This window comes from Gottfriedia acidiceleris (assembly GCF_036421055.1).
GTDB lineage: Bacteria > Bacillota > Bacilli > Bacillales > Bacillaceae_G > Gottfriedia > Gottfriedia acidiceleris_C.
Genome location: NZ_JAZGQS010000006.1, coordinates 146,360 through 164,839 on the forward strand (window position 1 = coordinate 146,360; position 18,480 = coordinate 164,839).

An 18,480-nucleotide genomic window follows, 5' to 3' on the forward strand; every position below is an offset into this window, starting at 1 on the left:
TCTTATTATTATTATCACCTAAACCAAATTTTTCGAAACAGTTATTAAACTATTGTAATTTATCTATCGTATCATAATAAAAAAATAGGAGTATTCCATAAACAAAACGTCTGATTTTAATTATGAAATAAAAAACGACAATTTTTTTATCTCATGATCCCCTTCTTCTCATCTATTTATAAAATTGATCGAGATTTGGTACTCAATTATTTTACATTTTAAACTTCTCTAATTCTTTGCTGAAGATTTTATTATTCGGAATTTGCAGCTTGTTTATTTCTTTATCTAGTAGCTGGCTTAACTGTACAACCTCGGGGTCCTTTAGGTAGTTAATTTATATAATCTTGCTCTATGCTCTTCAATATTTGTTTTATAACTAGCAGATTTTCTAATCATATATTTTCCCACCAATAGATTAATTTGTATTAACTGTTTGCTTGTTATTTCGAGTAATGCTTTTATTCTAAGGTATTTATTGACTATTCAAATCTCATGTTCAATTTTTATTATTTCATTTTTGGAGTTTTAGATAAATCATCCATTTTTGAAGTTTGTCTCCATTAACCTTCATTTCCCATATTTATTATAAAATTTTTAATTTAAAAGCAAATTTTTATTTCACATTTAAAGTAATGTGGTAATATATATTTAATAAGAATTATTTTAAATAAGAAATCTGTGACTACACATCTAAGAGATTAAATAAATAGTAAGGTCTTATAAAATGTACGCTGCTGTCCTAGGACGGCAGCTTTCGTCGTTTAATAAGGATAATGAATTTGATTATTTTTCTCAATTGAAAATAAGAAAGGGGTATTTATTATGGAAGCAAGTTCAAAAGTTAATACGATTCATAGTACATATGAAGCCGACCATGTGGAATCTACATCATTTCTTTCAAAACATGGAGAATTAATTGCCGCTTTAATTTCTGGTGTATTAATTCTAATTGCTTCATTTGTTAAAAACGATAATTCAATCCTATCAATCATTTTATATGTTTTAGCATTTTGTATTGGAGGATATGCAAAGGCAAAGGAAGGTATTGAAGATACAATTGCTGAAAAGGAACTAAATGTTGAAATGCTAATGATCATTGCGGCAGTTGGTTCAGCTGCAATTGGCTATTGGACTGAAGGTGCCGTACTGATTTTCATATTTGCATTAAGTGGCGCACTTGAAACCTATACGTTAAATAAAACAAATAAAGAGATTTCTTCACTATTATCTCTTCAGCCACAAACAGCAATTCGATTAGTCGATGATGTTGAAGAAGTCGTCGGTATTAAAAGTTTAAACATTGGTGATTATATTTTAATTAAGGCTGGAGAACGTATTCCTGCTGATGGTCAGATCGTTAAAGGAGAAACATTAGTAGATGAAGCTGCTCTTACAGGGGAATCAGTTCCAGTTGTTAAAAACTTAAATGATGAAGTGTTTGCAGGAACAATCAATATTAAAGGCACGTTAGTCGTAGAAATTACGAAACATAGTGATGAGACTCTTTTCCAAAAAATCATTAATCTTGTTCAAACAGCTCAAAGTGAACAAACTCCTTCTCAACAATTCATTGAAAAATTTGAAGGTGTTTATGTAAAAGGAGTATTAATTACCGTTTTATTCATGATGTTTTTACCGCATTTTGCTTTAGATTGGTCATGGACAACAACATTTTATCGAGCAATGATTTTACTAGTTGTTGCGTCACCTTGTGCATTAGTAGCATCAATTACACCAGCTGTTTTATCTGCAATCTCGAATGGAGCAAAGTCGGGAATTCTTGTTAAAGGTGGTATTCATTTAGAGCGATTAGGTGTGTTAAAAGCAATCGCTTTCGATAAAACTGGTACTTTAACAATTGGTAAGCCAGAGGTAACTGGTTTTGAGAAAATAGAAGATTTTGATCGTACAGAGTTATTATCAATCGTTGCTTCAATTGAAAGATACTCAACACATCCGCTAGCTTCAGCAATTGTTGAATACGCTACGAAACAAGGTATCACAGTATCTTCGTCGTTTGAACAAATTGATGACCATCCTGGTTTCGGTGTTTCAGCGATTTTAAATGGTTCTGAGTACAGAGTAGGTAAAAAAGAATTCGTAACAATGAAACAAAATCCTCTCATTCACTTTGAACAACAATGGGAACAAGAAGGAAATACAATTGTTTATGTAGGAAACCAAGATAAAGTTGTTGCTATTTTCTCATTAAAAGATTTAGTTCGTAACGAATCAAAGCAAGCCTTATCTACTTTAAATAAATTAGGTGTTCAAACTGTCATGATTACAGGTGACTCAGAACAAACGGCGAAAGCAATTGCTGCCGAAAGTGAAATCAATGAATACTTTGCATCATGCTTACCTGATGAGAAAGTTTCGATTGTTAAAAAGCTAAAAGACAACTACGGCCAAGTTGCAATGGTTGGTGATGGTATAAACGATGCCCCTGCTCTAGCAACTGCAAATGTAGGAATTGCAATGGGTGGTGGCACTGGAGTTGCTTTAGAAACTGCAGATGTCGTTTTGATGAAAAACGATTTAACAAAAATATCAAAAGCAATCACTTTATCTAAACGCATGAACAAGATCGTAAAACAAAATATTATCTTTTCACTAAGCGTAATCGCATTCCTTATCTGCTCAAATTTCCTACAAATCATTGATTTACCTTATGGAGTAATCGGACATGAAGGAAGTACAATTTTAGTTATTCTTAACTCATTAAGATTATTAAGAGACTAACAAAAAGCATCGTACAAAATTGTACGATGCTTTTTTCTTCTAAACTGAATTAGTAATAAGCTTTCTAGCAGGAAAAGCGACTATTCAATTCAGTTTAAAAATTAATGGTAATCATTATGTCCGTTTGCAGAACCGCTAGTTTTGCCCTTTGGATGAGAGCTACTTTTTTGTTTCTTATTCGATTTATCATTATGATTTTTCTTATTATTGCTCATTTTAAAGTTCCTCCTTTAATGAAGTCTTTTTTAGTTTACCTCTCTAAAGTAAGACTACTCATGGAAGAAAACTCCATTTGATTATAGAAGAAATTATTTTGGATTTGGATTATTTGGGTCAATTAATTTTGGTTTAGCTTTGTGCTTACCATATTGTCTTTGCTTTATTAATGCATTAAGCTCTCCACCAATAATTACAACCATTGCCGAAATAAAAAACCAAATCATCAAGACAATAATTCCACCTAAACTACCATAATGACTTGTGTAATTACCAAAGTTATCAACGTAAAAAGCAAATCCAAATGAAGAAATAATCCATCCAAATGTTGCAAATAGTGAACCAAAAAATACCTTTTTAATGTGAACTACTTTACTCGGCCCAATGGAATATAGGACAGTAAATACAATCATTAGGATCACAAAGCTTAGTGACCAACGAATAAAGCTCCAAGTAAATAAGAAATCCTGAGATATATCTAAAAATTGAAATACAGACTTAGCAATTACTTTCCCGAACACTGGAATTAATAATGCAAAGACAATGACAAAAATCATAATGATTGTTAAAAGAATTGAAACTCCTCTTGTAACAAAGTAATTTCGTTTATCCTCTACATCATACGCATCATTAAGTGCTCGGATGATTGCATTAATCCCATTCGACGCAGCCCAAATAGTTGCAATTAACCCTACTGATAATACTCCACCATGTGATTGCCCGATTATTAACTGCAAATTACTTCGAATAATAGCCATAGCATCTGGCGGAGCATATTGACTCAAGAATGACAATATTTGATCAGTAGAAAGTGGTAAATAAGTTACTACTTGAGTGAGAACAAGTAGAAATGGAAAAAGAGATAGCATTAAGTAATATGCTAACTCTGCTGAACGAGATACTATTTCGTCTTCCATACACTTTTTCACTAAATCCCAAACAAATGCTACAATAGAATTTTTTTTCTTAATCAAATTGACACCTTCAATTGTTATTCTTTAGATGTATTACCTGCCAATAAAATTGATTCTACCTTCTCTTGCACTTCATCTGCATTTTCATCTGTTAAATCTTCAATACCTTCAAGAGTAGCTTCTAACTGCTCGTCAGTTTCAGAAGATTCATTTTCATGATTTACTTCTAGTGAAGTCGCAGAAATTTGCGATTTACCTTCTTCTAGATCGATTGAATCTTCAATTTTCTCTTCTACAGCTTCAACTGCTTTTTCTGACACTTTAGAAGAGCCTTTATCGAACTTATTTAATGTTGAATCTTTAATTTCTATCCATTTATCTTTTACAATCTGCACATTGCCTTCTAATTTCTCAACTGAGTTTTGTACTACTCTCAACTGATTTCGAACAGCACCTTTTACGATTTCTGGATCATCTTTGATTTGATTTAATTTATTTGTTACGCTTCTTCCTTTTCGTGAGATTTTCTCACGATTTTCCTTGTTCAGTAGAGTAACCCCTGCACCAATTGCGACTCCGACTAGAATATTGCGTAAAGCTTTGTTACGTTTTGACATTCTACATCCTCCTCTAAACTGTTAATTGGTGTTGCTTTAAAATATGCTGAAGTAAATGAGTGCATCCTTCTGTAATGATGTCATATACTTCATTAAAATTACCCGTATAATATGGATCAGGCACTTCCTTCCACATTGATGCTGGAACATAATCTGAAAGTAGTGAAATCTCTCCTATACAATTATTTCTTGCTAAATTCATTAAATCCTCTTTATTCTGTGCATCCATAGCAACAATATAACTAAAATATTTAAAGTCATTTTCTGTCACTTTTCGAGCTTTCATACCTTCGCAATTTATACCTTTTTCACTTAATAAGCCTTGTGTTCCCTTATGTGGAGGGTGACCTAAATGCCAATCTCCAGTACCAGCTGAGTCTATCATAAATTGTTTATCTAACCCTTTTTCTGTCACTAAATGACGAAAAATAGCCTCAGCCATTGGCGATCTACAAATGTTACCTAAACAGACAAATAATACTTGAATCATCTAAAATGTCTCCTTCAAATTATTTACACTTTATGCCAAAATTTAGCTATTTCTTTCGTATTCATTCTACACGGTAAATTTTAAATTGAAAAGCAAGCCATTGTGAATAATTTATGACCAGTATAAATAAGATAAAAGTTATAATGCTTATTTTTTACATAATATCGATGATTACACTCATTTTTTTAAAATAATTTTAATGATTATCTAAAAAGTTAACCCTGTTAATGTTTTTCGAGATTCTTATGCAGATTCCATTAACAATGGCCAAATTTTTTTAATTTTTACAGATAAATTAATTGTATTTTTAAATCACCTTGACTATATTTAGTAAAGACAACTAAATGTAAGCTAAAACCACAAGGGGAGCCATTGGGCTGAGAGTGAATAGATTAGCTATTCTTACCCTCTGAACCTGTTAGTTAGTACTAACGTAGGGATGTGGCACGATGAAAAGCAACGCCGGGATCATCATGCTACCCAGTATTGCTTTTTTTATTTATTCCTACTGATATCTCCCTACTACGAAATGTGGAAGCTGCTCGCTTTAGCCCCAACACCACAAAGGGCAAGGCGCTGAAACTAGACATTATAAAAAGTGACTAATTGCCCAGACATCATTACTTACAAAGTGTTTCACTACATAAGTTGTCCACGAGATAAAGGGGGAAATATATATGAAAACATCAAAAATTCAATTAATGACAGAAATAGCGATGTGTGCAGCATTAGCAATTATTTTTGATTTCTTACCATTGTTTACTGCACCTCAAGGTGGCTCTGTATCATTATCAATGATTCCAGTTTTTCTAATTGCTTTTCGTTGGGGATTAAAACAAGGGTTAATTACCGGTCTATTATTAGCAGCACTACAAATCGTTACTAAGCTATATTTTGTTCATCCAATCCAAGTATTTTTAGACTATATTGTAGCATTTACAAGTCTAGGATTAGCTGGTCTTGTATACAAAAAAATAAAAAATAGTTTAGCAAATGGCAATAAAAAAAGTACTGCAGCTTATATCGTATTAGGAACTTTTATTGGCTCGTTAGCTCGGTTCATCTGCCATTTTATTGCTGGTATTGTGTTCTACGGTTCTTACGCTCCAAAAGGAACTCCAGTTTCACTTTATTCATTAGTATATAATGCTTGGTATATGGTTCCTTCCTTTATTATAAGTGCAGTTCTATTAATCATTTTACTTTCTTCTGCACCAGTTCTTGTTCATGTTAAGAAAAATCATAATCATACAGCTTAAAACAATTTATATATAGGAAGAAAAGCGACAAGTTTAGCAGCTTGTCGCTTTCCTAATTGGTTTTAAAAATCAAACCAGCTTTCAACGGGTTTATGCCATATAACAATGAAAATCACTAATAGATCAACGAACACGACGTAACTTTATCTATCATGTTACGTTGTGTTCGTTTTTTCGAGATTATTCACGTTGGATTTCAACACACAGATTCACTCCTCTCTCTCGTTAATCCCCTACAACAACCATTTCAAAAATATTCATCTGAATTTTGAACACTTTGTGAATTTTGGTTATCTGTCCTTACCTTCAATCATATATATGAATACAGAAAATTTTCGAAGGGGGTATACACATTGGCGTATGATGTACTCATCTTTTTCTTTTACTTTATCATTCTATTAGGTATGACTGGTTCATTTTTCTTAGTATTAAAAAATGCGTTAAATGAGGATGATGCAGTTAGAATCGATCCAAAGCTTTCCCTTCCTGAAGAAAAGGCTCATTCATAGATTTCAAACCCCATCAAATTAGATGGGGTTTTCTATTTCAAATTCATGCTATTGAAATGTACGAAGATTAACTGATTTCCGATGAATAATTGTATAATCACTATTAATCTATTTTGTATCTTATTTATAGACATGTCATTTTTGTTATTTAAATATGTTTTATAACTTACAAAAAAAATTCAACATAATTTATGCAATTATAATTACAAAATCACTTTCAATTTGATATTAATGCAATACATTCGTTCAATTGATTTCAAATTTATGTTATTTACAATTTAACGTTAATTTTACTAATTGTTGTCTTAGCTATCAAATATTACCATGACTATTTTTACTCAATATCAGTTAAGATGGTTTATATGGTTTTTTAATCTTTTACATCTTTTAGAGGAGGGATTTTAATGGATACATCATCCATCTCAAAAACGACTGTTGATGTGCTAAATAAGCAAATAGCCGACTGGAATATTCTATTTGTAAAGTTACATAACTATCATTGGTATGTAAAAGGTCCAAATTTTTTCACTCTACACACTAAATTTGAGGAATTTTACAATGAGGCAAGTTTACATATTGATGAACTAGCTGAGCGAGTGTTAATAATTGGTGGAAAACCACTAGCAACAATGAGAGAGTATCTTGATACTTCAAGCCTTAAAGAAGCAAATAAGAATATTACTTCTGATGAAATGGTCCAGGACATTACAAAGGACTATAAATATTTAATTGAAGAATTAAAAGATGGTATGGAAATTGCAGGGGCTGAAAATGATTCAGTTACTCATGATTTACTATTAGCCATTCGAGAACAGCTTGCAAAGCATGTTTGGATGTTAACAGCCTACTTAAATTGAATTAAAACTTAAGATTGAATTAAGAAAAGCAGTGTAAAGTAAAATGGATGATTCATCCTTTTATCTTTATACTGCTTTTTTCATTTCTTATTTAAGCTTTTAGAAGTGACTTCTATTTTTTAATCTATTTCTTATTTTCCCGCGTAAAAACAGGTATTTTGAACTAGGAATTTAAAACTACAAATTGTACATTGAAAATATATTTTCCGCTAAATTAATTCAATTTCCGACAAAAACTTCTTTATTTCTCCTTTATTTTCAAACACATCTTTTTATCTACTCTATCAACAATTTTGTAAACGTTTTCATTTTGTATTTCCCTTACTCTCCCTTATTTTATTTAATCTATCAACCTTTCTATCGAATCATTGTGACATTTTTTCCCTATTAATTTACTAGTTAATCCGAATTTTGATTGATTTTTAGTCGAAAAGGACTATATATTACAGAAAATGTTTTCATATTGAAACATTCGCGTAATAATATTATACTTATGAAAATTCAAAATATAACAATAATTTCGCTCATGAATTCTCGAAAGGAGACACGAAATGTCAAAACCTCTTTTGGAAATCGAACATTTAACGACATCGTTTCGTATAAACAACCAATACTATCCTGCTGTGGATGATGTATCACTGACTGTCCATGAAAATGAAGTTCTTGCAATTGTTGGTGAATCAGGCTGCGGTAAAAGTGCTTTAGCCCTATCAATCCTAGGACTACATTCAAATAATCGTACAAAAATGAATGGATCGATCTCTTACAAGGGTACAAATTTACTAACGCTAAATGATAGTAAGTTGAATAAAATTCGAGGCAAGGAAATCGGAATGATTTTCCAAGAACCTCTTACTGCTCTAAATCCGTTAATGACAATCGGTAAACAAATTGAAGAAAATTTAGATTTTCATACGGATCTTTCACGCTCACAAAAAAAGGAGCGTGCAATAGAGTTACTAAACCAAGTTGGAATTCCAAAGCCAGAGGTTACTTATAAACAGTATCCGCATGAATTATCTGGTGGTATGAGACAACGTGCTATGATTTCAATTGCCATTGCATGTAACCCTTCGTTCATTATTGCAGATGAGCCAACTACTGCTTTAGATGTAACGATACAAGCTCAAATATTAGATTTATTAAAAGAAATACAAAAGAAAACAAAGCTGGGCATCATTCTAATTACGCATGACTTAAGTGTTGTTGCAGAAGTAGCAGACCGTGTTGCAGTTATGTATGCTGGACAAATTATTGAGACTGGTTCAGTAGAAGAAATACTAAATAATCCATTGCACCCATATACGCGCTCACTATTAAACTCTATTCCTACTACTCATTCAAAAAATCAAAGACTTCATATTATTGAAGGTACAGTTCCACCATTAGACAAACTACCTAGAACAGGCTGCCGTTTCAGCCACCGTATTCCTTGGATTCAAAATTATGCTCATGAAAATCAACCTATCTTGCACGAAGTTACACCAAATCATTATGTACGTTGTTCTTGTTATAAGCATTTCCATTTCAAGAATGAGAAAGGAGCACCGATCGTAAATGTCTCTACTAAAGGTTGATAACTTAAAAGTACATTACCCTATTCGTGGTGGTATTTTTCGAACAGTTGTAGATTATGTTCGAGCTGTTGATGGAATTTCATTTGAACTAAACGAAGGCGAAACATATGGCCTTATTGGGGAATCAGGTAGTGGAAAATCTACTGCAGGTAAGGCAATTCTTCAATTAACACAGGCTACTAATGGAAGTATTAAGTTTTTAGACAATGACTTAATCACTCTAAATAAAAAGCAAATGCGCGCATTCCGTCAAGAGATTCAAATGATATTTCAAGACCCATACTCTTCTTTAAATCCTAAAAAGAGAATTATTGATTTAGTAGCAGAACCGTTAAGAAACTTTGAAACGTTAACTGCTGATGAAGAACGTGAAAGGGTACTTTACTACCTTCATAAAGTTGGATTATCTCCAGAATCACTATATAAGTATCCACATGAATTTTCTGGTGGTCAACGTCAACGAATTGGGATTGCTAGAGCTTTAACTTTACAACCTAAGTTAATCGTTGCAGATGAGCCGGTTTCTGCTTTGGATGTTTCAGTACAAGCACAAGTACTTAATTTCTTACAAGATCTCCAAGAAGAATTCAAACTAACCTATTTATTTATCGGCCATGACTTAGGCGTTATTCGCCATTTATGTGATCGAATTGGTGTTATGTATAGAGGGAGACTTGTTGAAGAAGGTACTACTGAAGATATCTTAAACAATCCACAACATATATACACTAAACGCTTAATTGCAGCAATACCAGATATTCGTCCAGAAGTTCGAGAAGAAAAAATTAAAGAAAGACAAGAAGTTAGAAAAGAATATCAACAAAATGCTTCTTCTTACTTTGATGAAAATGGTCGACCATTTGATTTAAAACCAATCTCAGATACTCATCGAGTAGCATTACCTTAGAAAGGAGTAACGAATATGTTAAAATTTGTCATTCGCCGTATACTCATCATGATTCCTCAGCTGCTTATCTTGAGTATACTAATCTTTGCACTAGCTAAAGCAATGCCAGGTGATGCACTAACTGGACGTTCGATTAACCCAAAAGCTAATCCACAAGAAATTGAAAAAATTCGTGAAGAAATGGGTTTAAATGATCCTGCTTATGTTCAGTATTATCATTGGATTAAAAATGTTGCAAAAGGTGATTTTGGTGTTTCCTATACACACAAAATCAATGTAGTTGATGTAATAGGTGATCGTATTGGAAATACAGTATTACTTGCTCTATGCGTGTTTATTGTAACTTATTTATTGGCAATTCCACTTGGAATTATTAGTGGACGCTATAACGACACGTGGGCGGATAAGCTGATAACCGGATACAACTATATAGGTTTTGCTACCCCTTTATTTATTTTTGGAATTGTTATGCTGTTTGTTTTTGGATTTTATTTTGATCTTTTCCCTACGGGCGGTAGCGTAGACCCTCAGATTGCTGACGGAACTTTTGCTTATTATGTAAGCAAGTTAGATCACCTTGTTTTACCAACTTTATCAGGTGCACTTATTTCAACTGTTGGAATTTCTCAATATTTACGCAGTGAAATTATTGATACAAAAGTAAAAGATTTTGTAAGAACAGCTAGATCAAAAGGTGTTCCTGAATCTAAGGTTTATTCTCGACATATTTTACGAAATTCATTTTTACCAATCGCTGCATTTTTAGGTTATGAGATTACTGGCTTAATAGCTGGTTCTGTATTTTTAGAATCAATTTTTGGCTATCCAGGAATTGGGCAACTGTTCGTCAAATCTGTTATGTTACGTGATTTTACCGTTGTAAATGCGCTTGTTTTAATGACATGTCTTGCAACACTTTTCGGGACATTAATCTCAGATATTATTCTAAGCATCGTAGATCCACGTATACGGATTGAATAGGGTAGGTGAAATGTATGGAATTAAAAATTGAAAATCAAACTCATATTACAGAGCAACGAAAAAGTCCATCCGGTTTTAGCGTTATTTGGGCAGAATTTAGACGAGATAAGTTAGCTTTAGGTTCTCTTATCGTGCTTGGCCTAATAATAATAAGTGTGTATGGTACTTCGCTTATTCTAGATCAAGATCAAATTGTTAAAGTCGACTTTCTATCAATCTATCAACCCCCTTCCTCTACTCATTGGTTAGGTACTGATTACGGGGGACGAGATATATTTGGACAACTAATAATTGGGACAAGAAATTCCTTTACTATTGGATTTTTTATCACAATTATTACAAATCTACTTGGCCTAGCATTGGGTTTAATAGCAGGCTATTTCGGTGGTTGGGTAGACAGTGTCGTAATGCGTATTATTGACTTTTTCTTATCCTTACCCACTTTAATGTTAATTATTGTATTCGTAACAGTTGTACCTAAATTCTCAATCATAAATTTTGTCCTTATTATGAGTCTTTTCTTATGGACAGGTAAAGCAAGGTTAATTCGTTCAAAAGTATTATCAGAGAGCGAATTAGATTATGTGGCAGCAGCTAAAGCAATTGGCACACCGAATTGGAAAATCATTATCTCACACGTTTTACCAAATGTCAGCTCACTAATTATCGTTGCATTCACTTTAAACCTAGCAGGAAATATTGGAATCGAATCTGGTCTAACCTTCCTTGGATTTGGTTTACCAGAAAGTACGCCAAGTTTAGGAACACTTGTTAGTTATGCAACAAATCCTGATGTTTTACAAAATAAGCTGTGGATATGGTTACCTGCATCGTGCATGATTTTAGTGCTCATGCTGAGTATAAATTTCATCGGTGAAGCGCTAAAGCGTGCAGCTGATGCTAGACAAAGAAGAGGATAATTAAAAACTAAGGAGAGTGGAAATATGAAAAATGCAAAAAGCTTTACTAAAGTATTAAGCGCAATGGCAGTATCTATGATGATTCTTTCAGCATGTAAAGGCGGCGACACAAAGACTTCGACTACAACTAAGCAAGTCGACCAAGCTGCTTTTCCAATTAAAGTATCAAATAACAAAAAGTCAATATCAGGTGGCATTTTAAAATATGGTTTAGTTTCAGATACGCCATTTGAAGGTATCTTAAATACAGTTTTCTATGAAGGCGATCCAGATTCTCAAGTTATTCAATTCTTTGATGAACCTCTCCTTTCAACAGATGAAAACTATATTTATGACCAAGATGGTGCTGCTACATATAAATTAAGCGATGACAAAAAGACGATTACTTTAACAATTCGCGATAATGTAAAATGGCATAATGGTGACCCTGTTACAGCATCAGATTTAGAGTATTCATACCTTGTAATTGGAAGTCCGAAATACACTGGTGTACGCTATGATTCACAAATGTCTATGATTGAAGGAATGGAAGATTACCATAACGGTAAGGCGAAGAATATTTCTGGTGTAAAAGTAATTGATGATCACAACATTTCAATTACGTTTAAAGAAGCAAATCCATCAGTACTTACGGGATTATGGACCAACCCACTCCCTAAAAAATATTTAGGCAATATTCCAGTCGATAAATTAGCATCATCTGACCAAATTCGTAAAGCTCCTATCGGCTTTGGACCATTTAAAATTAAAAAGATCACTCCAGGTGAAGCTGTAGAGTTTGAAGCGAATAAAGATTACTGGAACGGTGCTCCAAAACTTGATGGTGTACTTTTAAAAGTTGTTAATCCAACTATTGCTACATCTTCTCTAGCAAACGGAGATATCGATATCGCTTCTGTATCAGCTGATCAATATGATCAAGCTAAAAAATTAAAAAATATCTCATTAATCGGTAAAACAGAGTTAGCTTACTCCTACATCGGATTTAAATTGGGACATTACGATGCGAAAAATGGTGTAAACGTAATGGATAATCCAAAATTCCAAGATAAACGTGTACGTCAGGCAATGGCTTATGCCCTTGATAATAAAGCAGTTGGGGAAAAATTATATAAAGGATTACGAGTGCCTGCAACTTCTGTAATTCCACCATCATTCCCTAAATACTTTGATAAAGCATTAAAAGGATATACTCATGATCCTGAAAAAGCTAAAAAATTACTAGACGAAGCTGGTTACAAAGATGTAACTGGAGATGGCTTACGTGAGGATCCAAACGGAAAACCATTTAAAATTAACTTCGCTTCTATGAGTGGTGGCGATATCGCTGAACCATTAGCTCAATTCTATTTACAATCTTGGAAAGAAGTTGGCTTAGATGTTCAATTATTAGATGGACGTTTACATGAGTTCAACTCATTCTACGATATGGTAGAAAAAGATAATCCAAAAATTGATATTTTCGCAGCAGCTTGGGGAACAGGTTCTGACCCAGACCCATCTGGAATTTGGGCAAAAAATGCACCATTCAACTACGTTCGTTGGGTAAATAGCGACAATGATAAACTATTAAAAGAAGGTATTTCAGCAAAAGCGTTTGATGAAAAATACCGTCAAGAAGTATACGATAAATGGCAAGAGCTTGTAAATGACGAAGTGCCAGTTATCCCTACTCTATTCCGCTTCGGTTTAGATGGCGTTAATAAACGCGTTAAAGGCTACGACTTAACAGCTGGTCAAGGCTTCCAAGGTCACTTACAAGACATCACTGTAACAAGTAAAGAGTCTGAAAAAAATAAATAAGCTGCAAAAAAAGCAACTGTCCCTTAAGTCAATGTACTTTTGGGACAGTTCTTTTTTGTGTATAACTCAGAAAGAAGACATAATCATAACAGTAAAAATGTGGATAAGTAACTACCTTCTACCTTTCTATATCGAATTACTGAAAGTTATTAACAAGTACATTAGAACTTTTGTTGATATATAATGCAAGATTTAGTTGATAACCGTAATATGATTATCAAATCAGTGGATAAGTTTCCGCTTTCTTCTTCAAAATCAAAAAATATTAACGAAAATATGCACACTGTTGATAAAATTGTGAAATTTGTTAATAAAGTAGTCATTATTCAATACGCTAAACTAACCAACTACAATTCAAAAAACAAAAAACTCGCTAGTAGTAACTTACTAGCGAGTTTCTTCAACTTTTGAGACAATCTCAAAACGATTATTAACTTACTTTTTTATTCTCTTGTTGCTCGTGTTTTTCAATCTTATGCTTAGCAGAGAAATGATAATAGATTAAACATGCAATCATAAATGGAACACCACAGTACAATGCAATGCGTTGGTCTGGGATAAATGCAAGACTAATAATTACAGCCACATTTAAAACGAAAGCAACGATTGGTACGATTGGATAAAGAGGCGTTTTATATTTTAAATCCTCTAATTTTCCACCTTCTTGAATGTATTTCTTTCTACCTAAAAGATTTGATAATGCAATGCTTGCCCAAACGAATAAGCAACCAAATCCTGCAATTGATAGTAACCATAGATAAACCGTGTCTTCTGCGTAAATTCCGCTTAATAGTGATAAACATCCAAAGAACATACTAAAAGTTAAAGCGTTTAAAGGTACACCTTTTTTAGTTAATTTACCTAATTTAGCGCTAACCATTCCTTTTTGAGCCATTGAATACATCATACGTGATGTTGCGTATAAACCCGAGTTTGCAACTGATAGAACTGCTGTAATAATAACAAAGTTCATTATATCAGCTGCATATGGAATACCGATGTTATCAAATACTACTACGAATGGACTATCTACTAAACCAGCTTTCTCCCAAGGGAATAGGCCTGCTAAAACAAATATTGATAAAATAAAGAATACTAGAATTCGCCATACAGTATTATTAATCGCTTTAGGTACAGCTTTTGCTGGATCTTCACTTTCACCAGCTGCTATTCCAACTAATTCACTTCCCTGGAATGAGAAGTTAACTGCAACCATTGTGATCATAATTGCTAGAAAACCATTCGGGAAAAGTCCACCATGGTCCGTGAAGTTAGAAAGCATTGGAGCCTTTGTCCCTTCCATTGGTACAATTCCAAACATTACTGCTCCACCTAAAATAATAAACAGAACAATTGTTACTACTTTAATACTTGCAAACCAGAACTCTACTTCAGCAAAGGATTTCGTTGAAAGTGCATTTACTGAGAATAAGATTACGCCAAATACTACACACCAGATCCAAGTTGGTACATCTGGAAACCATCTCTTCATTAACATACTAACTGTAATTAATTCTAAACCAATTGTTACCGACCAGTTTAACCATGCCATCCATCCAACTACATAACCTGACGCTGGTGAGATATATTTAGTTGCATATGTTTGATAAGAACCAGCATCTGGTAAATTAACTGCTAATTCTCCTAAACATAGCATTGTTAAATACATTACGAATCCACCTACTAAGTAGGCTAATATTGCTCCACCTGGGCCAGCTTCACTAATTGTATAGCCTGATCCCATAAACAAACCAGTTCCAATTACTCCCCCAAGAGCAATCATAAACAAGTGTCTGCTTTTAAGCTCTTTCTTTAACCCCTGTTCTTGTTGTTTCATGAAAGTCCCTCCTCTAGTTGTAAGTTGTGTGTATAAGTTAAAATATTCTGATATAACAGAAAATAAATTGCCTTATTTTCTTCATAAACACTAAATCGTTCTAAATCAGCATATCTTAAGTCTTAATTTTCAGATAATAACTGTAAGCGTATACAAATTTATTGTATCGCAATAATATCTTAATTATAAAAATAGAGTTTATTATCTGTCAATACAATATAAGTGCTCCAGATGGAATTTCCACCTGGAGCAAACCTATTTAGTCTATTAAACCCATCCACGGAAACGAGATGCTTCCGCCATTTTGCGAATACCAACCATGTATGCAGCTAATCTCATATTTACTTTACGATTAACCGATGTTTGGTAAACACTATCAAATGAACGCACCATTTTTTCACGAAGTTTTTGAGCAACTTCTTCTTCAGACCAGTAGTAGCCTTGGTTATTTTGAACCCACTCAAAATAAGAAACAGAAACTCCACCAGCACTTGCTAGTACGTCTGGAACTAGTAAAATTCCACGCTCTGTTAATACTTTAGTAGCTTCTAGAGTAGTAGGACCATTTGCAGCTTCAACTACGATTGATGCTTTAATATTGTGAGCATTTTCAATTGTAATTTGATTTGAAATTGCAGCTGGAACTAAAATATCACAAGGTTTTTCAAGTAATTCTTTATTCGAAATTACATCTGTAAATAAATTAGTTACTGTTCCGAAGCTATCTCTTTTTTCTAGTAAGCTATGAATATCTAAACCGTCTGGATCGTATAATGCGCCAAGAGCATCAGAAATACCGACTACCTTTGCACCTGCTTCAATCATGAACTTCGCTAAGAAGCTACCCGCATTTCCAAATCCTTGAACAATGACACTAGCACCCTTTAAATCGATTCCCTTACGTTTAGCAGCCTCTTCGATACAAATTGTAACACCTTGAGCTGTAGCTGTTTCACGTCCTTCTGATCCACCTAATACAAGTGGTTTACCAGTAATAAATCCAGGAGAATCAAACTCTTGAATTCTACTATATTCATCCATCATCCAAGCCATAATTTGTGGGTTAGTGTATACGTCTGGAGCAGGAATATCCTTTGTTGGTCCAACAATTTGGCTAATTGCACGAACATATCCTCTACTTAAACGCTCTAACTCAAAAATTGACATCTTTCTTGGATCACAAATGATACCGCCTTTTCCCCCACCGTATGGTAAATCAACGATACCGCATTTTAAGCTCATCCACATTGATAAAGCTTTTACTTCGTCCTCATTAACCTCAGGATGGAAACGAATTCCACCCTTTGTAGGACCTACAGAATCATTATGTTGTGAACGATAGCCAGTGAAAATTTTCACTGAGCCATCATCCATTCTTACCGGAATTTGAACTGTTAAAAATCGTAATGGTTCTTTTAATAACTCATAAAGTTCTTTTGAATAACCAAGTTTATGAAGTGCTTCTGAGATTACTTCTTGAGTAGACTCAATTAATTCTCTGCCTTCTTCTTTAATTTTGTTTTGTACTTGATTTTGTGGGATTGTAGTTGTCATTTTTATCGCTCCATTTATACAGTTGCTTTATATTGGCTAAATACTTCGTTAATTTGTTGAATTGACCAGTCTAAATCTTCTTTTGAAATAATTAATGGTGGTGCAAAACGAATTACTGTATCATGTGTTTCTTTACATAATAAACCTTGTTTCTTTAATGCTTCACAATAAACACGTGCTGGTACATGAAGTTCAACACCAATAAATAATCCACGTCCTCTAACTTCTTTAATGTGAGGATGATCGATTTCTTTTAATTTTTCCATAAAGTAGTTTCCAAGCTCATTTGAACGCTCAGCTAACTTCTCTTCTTCAAGAACTTCTAAAGCAGCTACAGAAACTGCACAAGCTAATGGATTTCCACCAAATGTAGATCCGTGAGAACCTGGCTCAAATACGCCTAAGATTGAACGATTTGCAGCAACACATGAAATTGGGAATACTCCGCCACCAAGTGCTTTACCTAAAATGTACATGTCAGGAGTTACTCCATCCCAATCACATGCAAAAGTTTTACCAGTTCTACATAAACCTGTTTGAATTTCATCTGCAATAAATAATACGTTTTCTTTTTTACAAACTTCAGCTACTTCAGGTAAGAATCCTTCTCTTGGGATATTAATTCCAGCTTCACCTTGAATTGGTTCGATTAAGAATGCAGCAGTATTAGGTGTAATTGCAGCTTTTAAAGCTTCAATATCGCCATATGGAATTAACTTAATTCCTGGTAAGAATGGACCAAAACCACGTTGATAATCTTTTTCTGATGATAATGAAACTGCAGCCATCGTACGTCCATGGAAGTTTCCAACGCAAGCAATAATTTCTGCTTGATTTTCTTCTACACCCTTAACATCATAAGCCCATCTTCTAGCAGCTTTAATAGCTGTCTCAACAGCTTCAGCACCAGTGTTCATAGGTAAAATCATATCTTTGTTCGTAACTTTTGATACCTTTTCATACCACTCACCCATGTTTTCACTATAGAATGCACGAGAAGTTAAAGTAACTTTGTCAGCTTGATCTTTTAAAGCTTGGATAATTTTCGGATGACGATGCCCTTGGTTTACAGAAGAATATGCACTTAACATATCTAAATATCTGTTACCCTCTGGGTCTGTAACCCAAATACCTTCAGCTTTAGAGATAACTACTGGAAGTGGATGATAGTTATTTGCGCCATATTGATTTGTTTGGTCGATGATTTTTTGAGAATTAGTTGTCATTTGAGTTCCCCCAATATTATTGATTAATTTTTAGTTTCTTACTAAAAGAATAAGCAATTTCCGTGCCAAAC

General features: G+C 33.6%; 15 protein-coding genes and 1 riboswitch. Of the genes, 9 read left to right on the plus strand and 6 right to left on the minus strand.

Annotation, left to right across the window (positions count from 1 at the left end):
* The first annotated feature begins 822 nt into the window (after positions 1–822).
* Positions 823–2,742: a heavy metal translocating P-type ATPase gene (locus RAH41_RS11260; protein WP_419471594.1), complete on the plus strand. Its 1,920-nt coding sequence runs from the start codon at positions 823–825 to the stop codon at positions 2,740–2,742.
* A gap of 308 nt (positions 2,743–3,050) precedes the next feature.
* Here RAH41_RS11260 and RAH41_RS11265 read toward each other — a convergent pair whose 3' ends face one another.
* From RAH41_RS11265 to RAH41_RS11275, 3 genes are read right to left on the minus strand one after another with little or no spacing between them, the layout of a single operon-like run.
* Positions 3,051–3,932: a YihY/virulence factor BrkB family protein gene (locus RAH41_RS11265; protein WP_331222575.1), complete on the minus strand. Its 882-nt coding sequence runs from the start codon at positions 3,930–3,932 to the stop codon at positions 3,051–3,053.
* A gap of 17 nt (positions 3,933–3,949) precedes the next feature.
* Positions 3,950–4,489: a hypothetical protein gene (locus tag RAH41_RS11270; RefSeq protein ID WP_331222576.1), complete on the minus strand. Its 540-nt coding sequence runs from the start codon at positions 4,487–4,489 to the stop codon at positions 3,950–3,952.
* 13 nt (positions 4,490–4,502) lie between these two features.
* A complete protein-coding gene (locus RAH41_RS11275; RefSeq protein WP_331222577.1) occupies positions 4,503–4,979 on the minus strand; it encodes a low molecular weight protein-tyrosine-phosphatase in 477 nt (158 codons plus the stop codon).
* Between the two features lie 352 nt (positions 4,980–5,331).
* Positions 5,332–5,436: riboswitch (TPP riboswitch) on the plus strand.
* A 220-nt stretch (positions 5,437–5,656) separates the two neighbouring features.
* Between RAH41_RS11275 and thiT the strand changes: the two genes are divergently transcribed.
* The 8 genes from thiT to opp4A all read left to right on the plus strand — a co-directional run bounded on the left by thiT (position 5,657) and on the right by opp4A (position 13,792).
* A complete protein-coding gene (gene thiT, locus RAH41_RS11280) occupies positions 5,657–6,238 on the plus strand; it encodes an energy-coupled thiamine transporter ThiT (RefSeq protein WP_331222578.1) in 582 nt (193 codons plus the stop codon).
* A gap of 353 nt (positions 6,239–6,591) precedes the next feature.
* Positions 6,592–6,747, plus strand: coding sequence for a hypothetical protein (locus RAH41_RS11285; RefSeq protein WP_331222579.1), 156 nt, complete (start codon positions 6,592–6,594; stop codon positions 6,745–6,747).
* Positions 6,748–7,151: 404 nt separating this feature from the next.
* Positions 7,152–7,604 (plus strand): Dps family protein, encoded by a 453-nt coding sequence (locus RAH41_RS11290; protein WP_331222580.1) that lies wholly within the window; start codon positions 7,152–7,154, stop codon positions 7,602–7,604.
* A gap of 551 nt (positions 7,605–8,155) precedes the next feature.
* Complete coding sequence (locus tag RAH41_RS11295; protein ID WP_331222581.1) at positions 8,156–9,181, plus strand: ABC transporter ATP-binding protein; 1,026 nt, start codon at positions 8,156–8,158, stop codon at positions 9,179–9,181.
* Positions 9,162–10,088 (plus strand): ABC transporter ATP-binding protein, encoded by a 927-nt coding sequence (locus RAH41_RS11300; RefSeq protein WP_331222582.1) that lies wholly within the window; start codon positions 9,162–9,164, stop codon positions 10,086–10,088. The genes RAH41_RS11295 and RAH41_RS11300 overlap by 20 nt, the downstream gene beginning before the upstream one ends.
* Positions 10,089–10,103: 15 nt before the next feature.
* The gene (opp4B, locus tag RAH41_RS11305) at positions 10,104–11,069 is read left to right on the plus strand and encodes an oligopeptide ABC transporter permease (protein ID WP_331222583.1); all 966 of its coding nucleotides are present in this window, start codon (positions 10,104–10,106) and stop codon (positions 11,067–11,069) included.
* A 14-nt stretch (positions 11,070–11,083) separates the two neighbouring features.
* Positions 11,084–11,989, plus strand: coding sequence for an ABC transporter permease (locus RAH41_RS11310; protein WP_069032748.1), 906 nt, complete (start codon positions 11,084–11,086; stop codon positions 11,987–11,989).
* Positions 11,990–12,013: 24 nt separating this feature from the next.
* Positions 12,014–13,792, plus strand: coding sequence for an oligopeptide ABC transporter substrate-binding protein (gene opp4A / locus RAH41_RS11315; RefSeq protein ID WP_331222584.1), 1,779 nt, complete (start codon positions 12,014–12,016; stop codon positions 13,790–13,792).
* A gap of 430 nt (positions 13,793–14,222) precedes the next feature.
* On the opposite strand, the gene RAH41_RS11320 is transcribed toward opp4A, so the two are convergent.
* The 3 genes from RAH41_RS11320 to RAH41_RS11330 all read right to left on the minus strand — a co-directional run bounded on the left by RAH41_RS11320 (position 14,223) and on the right by RAH41_RS11330 (position 18,409).
* Positions 14,223–15,629, minus strand: a complete 1,407-nt coding sequence (locus tag RAH41_RS11320) for an amino acid permease (protein ID WP_331222585.1) — start codon at positions 15,627–15,629, stop codon at positions 14,223–14,225.
* 267 nt (positions 15,630–15,896) lie between these two features.
* On the minus strand, positions 15,897–17,183 hold the full coding sequence (locus tag RAH41_RS11325) for a Glu/Leu/Phe/Val dehydrogenase (RefSeq protein WP_331222586.1): 1,287 nt from the start codon (positions 17,181–17,183) through the stop codon (positions 15,897–15,899).
* Positions 17,184–17,197: 14 nt separating this feature from the next.
* Positions 17,198–18,409 (minus strand): ornithine--oxo-acid transaminase, encoded by a 1,212-nt coding sequence (locus tag RAH41_RS11330; RefSeq protein WP_331222587.1) that lies wholly within the window; start codon positions 18,407–18,409, stop codon positions 17,198–17,200.
* Between the last annotated feature and the right edge of the window lie 71 nt (positions 18,410–18,480).

Excerpts from the sequence above, each read along its gene's own strand:
- RAH41_RS11295 (WP_331222581.1), top strand. The coding sequence starts at position 8,156 with ATGTCAAAACCTCTTTTGGAAATCGAACATTTAACGACATCGTTTCGT.
- RAH41_RS11300 (WP_331222582.1), top strand. The coding sequence starts at position 9,162 with ATGTCTCTACTAAAGGTTGATAACTTAAAAGTACATTACCCTATTCGT.
- RAH41_RS11310 (WP_069032748.1), top strand. The coding sequence starts at position 11,084 with ATGGAATTAAAAATTGAAAATCAAACTCATATTACAGAGCAACGAAAA.
- RAH41_RS11330 (WP_331222587.1), bottom strand. The coding sequence starts at position 18,409 with ATGACAACTAATTCTCAAAAAATCATCGACCAAACAAATCAATATGGC.
- opp4B (WP_331222583.1), top strand. The coding sequence starts at position 10,104 with ATGTTAAAATTTGTCATTCGCCGTATACTCATCATGATTCCTCAGCTG.
- RAH41_RS11290 (WP_331222580.1), top strand. The coding sequence starts at position 7,152 with ATGGATACATCATCCATCTCAAAAACGACTGTTGATGTGCTAAATAAG.
- thiT (WP_331222578.1), top strand. The coding sequence starts at position 5,657 with ATGAAAACATCAAAAATTCAATTAATGACAGAAATAGCGATGTGTGCA.
- RAH41_RS11320 (WP_331222585.1), bottom strand. The coding sequence starts at position 15,629 with ATGAAACAACAAGAACAGGGGTTAAAGAAAGAGCTTAAAAGCAGACAC.
- RAH41_RS11325 (WP_331222586.1), bottom strand. The coding sequence starts at position 17,183 with ATGACAACTACAATCCCACAAAATCAAGTACAAAACAAAATTAAAGAA.
- RAH41_RS11270 (WP_331222576.1), bottom strand. The coding sequence starts at position 4,489 with ATGTCAAAACGTAACAAAGCTTTACGCAATATTCTAGTCGGAGTCGCA.
- opp4A (WP_331222584.1), top strand. The coding sequence starts at position 12,014 with ATGAAAAATGCAAAAAGCTTTACTAAAGTATTAAGCGCAATGGCAGTA.
- RAH41_RS11260 (WP_419471594.1), top strand. The coding sequence starts at position 823 with ATGGAAGCAAGTTCAAAAGTTAATACGATTCATAGTACATATGAAGCC.
- RAH41_RS11275 (WP_331222577.1), bottom strand. The coding sequence starts at position 4,979 with ATGATTCAAGTATTATTTGTCTGTTTAGGTAACATTTGTAGATCGCCA.